This window comes from Lentzea sp. (assembly GCF_036380075.1).
In the GTDB taxonomy this organism is placed as follows: Bacteria; Actinomycetota; Actinomycetes; order Mycobacteriales; family Pseudonocardiaceae; genus Lentzea.
Map to the genome: position 1 here is coordinate 1 of NZ_DASVFL010000158.1, position 3,841 is coordinate 3,841.

The 3,841-nt window shown below is 71.2% G+C and carries 4 protein-coding genes; 2 read left to right on the forward strand and 2 right to left on the reverse strand.

Features of this window, described 5'->3' with window-relative positions; all coding sequences use genetic code 11:
* On the reverse strand, positions 1–2,435 hold a 2,435-nt coding region (locus tag VF330_RS18620; RefSeq protein ID WP_330852891.1), incomplete at its 3' end, for a hypothetical protein.
* A 146-nt stretch (positions 2,436–2,581) separates the two neighbouring features.
* Entirely contained in the window at positions 2,582–2,746 is a 165-nt protein-coding gene (locus tag VF330_RS18625) for a hypothetical protein (RefSeq protein ID WP_330852892.1), read from the reverse strand.
* A 68-nt stretch (positions 2,747–2,814) separates the two neighbouring features.
* Here VF330_RS18625 and VF330_RS18630 point away from each other — a divergent pair, with 68 nt between their 5' ends.
* Both VF330_RS18630 and VF330_RS18635 read left to right on the forward strand, forming a co-directional pair.
* On the forward strand, positions 2,815–3,411 hold the full coding sequence (locus tag VF330_RS18630; protein ID WP_330852893.1) for a histidine phosphatase family protein: 597 nt from the start codon (positions 2,815–2,817) through the stop codon (positions 3,409–3,411).
* Positions 3,411–3,841: GNAT family N-acetyltransferase (locus VF330_RS18635; protein WP_330852895.1), on the forward strand; the 431-nt coding region annotated here is incomplete at its 3' end. The genes VF330_RS18630 and VF330_RS18635, both read left to right, overlap by 1 nt.

A 3,841-nucleotide genomic window follows, 5' to 3' on the forward strand; every position in this document is an offset into this window, starting at 1 on the left:
AGCGCCGACTCACCGGAGTTCTGCTGGAACCACGTGCCGTCGACGTCCGTTGTGGACAGTTCGGTGGCACCGGCGGGCGCGACCGGCAGCGCGCCCAGCGTGATGGCCGCCTCGGCGGTTTCCGAGAGCGTCAGCTTCCACTTCAGGACGCCGCCCTCGGTCACGCTGTCGGCGACCGGGGTGACCGTCAGCGTCGGCGCCGGGTCGTCCTCGAGCACGACCAGCCCGCCGACCGCGGCCCCGACGACGGCGTTGGAGATCGCCTGCACCGCCACCGGGAACTGCCGGTTGCCGCCCCACTTCGTGTTGCCCGTGTACGACACCGGCACCTCGGCGCGGTTCTCGCCCAGTGCCAGCGTCACGAGCCTCGTCGCGGACTGGTTCGGCGCGGAGTTGTAGAAGAGGCGGACGACGCGGGTCCCCTCGCCGCCGGCGGTGACCACGACGTTCTGCGTCCGGGTGCCGGAACCGCCCTCGTCCACGATGGCGAGCGTGGCGTCGACACGTCCCGGAGCGGCCGGGGTGACGGGGACCAGACCGGGGCTCCAGCCGTGGGCGTCGACCAGCCAAGCCTCACCGGACGCGGACTCGGGTACCAGCTCCAGCGACGCCACGCGGTCGAGGCCGGCCGGCAGCGGAACGCGGACTTCCTGACCCCACAACGCACTCACGCGACTGGTGCCGGGCAGTCCGGTGACGGACACGGACCCGAGCGCGAACTCCTGTCCGCTCTCGTCGGTCACCGACACGCCGAAGGAGGAAGCCGGGGCGTTCGCCGGGACGGCAAGGCGCAGGGTCAGGTCACGCGATCCCTGCACCGACACCGGAGCGGACGGCCGCACCACGGCCGACTGTCCCGCCGCCGTCCACTTCAGCGCGACGGCGAGGCGTTCCGGCTGTGACGACGCGTACCGGAAACCGACGAAGTGCGGCGACCGTTCGGTGGTGCACGCGGTCGCCGGGTCACGCGAGGTCTGCTGGCACACCCGAGCACTGCCCGACACGGCGGTCGAAGCGTCCGGGACGACGAACGGCGTGCGCGCGGCACCGACGGCGTGCGAGAGGACGCGGGCCGGGTCGGCGGACGGCGCGCGGACGCCGGAGCCGTCGAGCAGCGGCAGCACGGACTCGTCGCGGGCCAGGAAAAGCCGCGCGGAGGCGGCGACGTAGGTGGCACCGGCGGTCTGCTGCTGGTCCGCCGTGAGACGGGTGGCGGTGCCGGGAGTGCACAGCGCGTCCGGCGGGTTTCCGGGCGAGAAGTCGTCGAACGCCGGTGCCTCCGCCTGGCCGGGCGTCCACTCGCTGTTGAAGTAGTTGTGGTTGGCACCGACGACGTACAGCGCGCTGTGCAACGCCTCGCCGCGGCTCAGTCCGCGCGTCTGGTCCACGAACATCTGGCCCTGCAGGTCGGAGACGTCGCCGTCGCAGCCGGGCAGGAACGTCACCGACGGCACGTCCGGCGCCGGGTTGTGGCCGAAGATCGTGGGACCGATCAGCACGTCACCGCGGATGGTCCAGCGCACCGGGCCGTCGAACCCCGTGTCACCGGGCGGCGGGGTGGTGCTGTCGGTCGCCGCGCGGTTCACGCCCTCGCCGCCGCGCGAGTGCCCCACGAGCAGCACCTCGGACAGGTCGGCCTGCACACCCGCGGGCGGGGTCCCGCTGCCGGACGACCAGTCCGCCCACCTCGCCAGGTGGTGCCGCACGAGCGACGACCGCGCCTGCGCACCCGCGTCGACCGCCGTCGAGTCCTGCGCGTTGATGCCGTTCGCGGAGATCGACACCGTCAGGTAGCCCTGCGAGGCGAGGAGCCGCTGCGCCTTCAGGTAGCCGCGGTCGCTCGGCACCGTGGTCATCCCGGCCGGGCACGGCCAGTTGATGGTGATCTGGTTCGGGTTCGTCCTGCTGTAACAGGTGAAGTGCCTGCCGTGCAGGAACAGCACGAGCGGCCGCTTGCCGGGTGCGCCCTCGGGCGCGACGACGACGCCCTTCATCTCGATCGGCACCGGGTAGCCGGGCAACGTCACCGGGTCGAGGTCGTACTCCCCGGTGGTGGTGGCGTACTGACCGGGCGTGCCGGGGTCGACGTCGGCCGCCGGACGCAGGGGCGGCAGTTCGGGCACCACCGCGGAGGCGGGCGGCGTCTCGACGACGTCGAGCCTCCTGCCGGCCGATCTCACCTGCAGCGCGGCGGGGTCCTCCAGACCGGCTCGCAGCGTGAACGTGCGCAGGTCGACCGACTCCTCGGCACGTCCCAGGAAGCGGTCGCCCTCCCAGAACTCGACGCCCGCGTCCGTGAGCGGCATCGATGTGGGAGAGGTCCAGCGGATCACGTCACCGGCGACGGTCACGCCGGGCGGAGCGGCCGACGCGGGCACGGCGGGTAGGACGGCGACCAGCAGAACGGGTATCAGGAACGCGAATGTCCGGCGCATGTGGGACCCCCTCGAAAAGGACGGATCCACTCCGTTCTAGCGAGGCCGGACGCCATTGCAGCTGCTTTTGGCCAAACGGGAAAACAAACAGACCACGGTATTACGCCATTCGCGCCATTCGAGATGCGAATGGCGGTTGACCCAGCTCAGGACAGGTCTCTGGGGTCGCCGTCCCGCTCGTTCTGGCTCAGTTTGTTCCACGTCGAAGTGAGCTCGGTGCGGATGCGAGCGATGCGGACGCCGAAGGCCTCGCGGATTTCTCGCGCGTCGACCTCGTCGGGGACGCCGTGGTCGGGGTGCTCGGCGGTCATGGCGCACCGGGTACCTCGCGGGCGGACTCCTCCAAACGTGCCGGCGGTCACTCCTTAGGATCGAACAGGTGAGCACCCACCTCTACCTGCTGCGCCACGGCCAGACCGAGTGGTCGGAGACCGGCAGGCACACGGGACGCACTGACATCGAGCTGACGCCGGAGGGCGAGCAGCAGGCACGCCGCGCGGGGGCGGTGCTCGCGCGGTTGAGGGGCACCGACCAGGCCCCGGCGCTCGTGCTGACGAGCCCGCGGCACCGGGCCACCAGGACGGCGGAGCTGGCCGGGCTGGAGGTCAACGCCACCACCGAGGACCTCGCCGAGTGGGACTACGGCGACTATGAAGGCATCACCACGCCGCAGATCCGCGAGCGCGTCCCCGGCTGGACGGTGTGGACGCACCCGATGCCGAACGGCGAGACGCACGCCGAGGTGCAGGACCGGGCGCGCAAGGTGCTCGGCGAGGTGCGCAAGATCCTGCCGGGCGGCGACGTGGTGCTGGTGGGCCACGGCCACTTCAGCCGCGTGCTGATCGCGGCGTGGCTCGGCCTGGCACCCGACCAGGGCGTCCACTTCGGACTCGACCCGGCCGGCATCTGCCAGCTGGGCGACGAGCGGGGCGACCCGCAGGTGCGCAGGCTCAACGTGCCCGCCTGGGAGGTGTGATGATCCGCAGGGTGGAACCGCGCGACGTCGACGCGGTCGTGCGGCTGGTGCACGAGCTGGCCCTCTACGAGAAGGCACCCGAGCAGTGCCACCTCACGCCGGAACAGTTGCACACGGCGCTGTTCAACGACAGCCCCGCGCTGTTCGGCCACGTGGCCGAAGTGGACGGTGAGGTCGTCGGGATCGCGTTGTGGTTCCTCAACTTCTCGACGTGGGACGGCGTGCACGGCATCTACCTCGAGGACCTCTACGTCACGCCCGAGCAGCGCGGCGGCGGCATCGGCAGGCAACTGCTGGAGACACTTGCACGCGAGTGCGTGGCCAAGGGCTACACCAGGTTCCAGTGGTGGGTCCTCAACTGGAACGAGCCGAGCATCGGCTTCTACAAGAAGCTCGGCGCGGTCCCGATGGACGAGTGGACGGTCATGCG

Bases quoted from the DNA above. Each gene is read 5' to 3' on its own strand.
- VF330_RS18625 (WP_330852892.1), bottom strand. From the start codon at position 2,746: ATGACCGCCGAGCACCCCGACCACGGCGTCCCCGACGAGGTCGACGCG.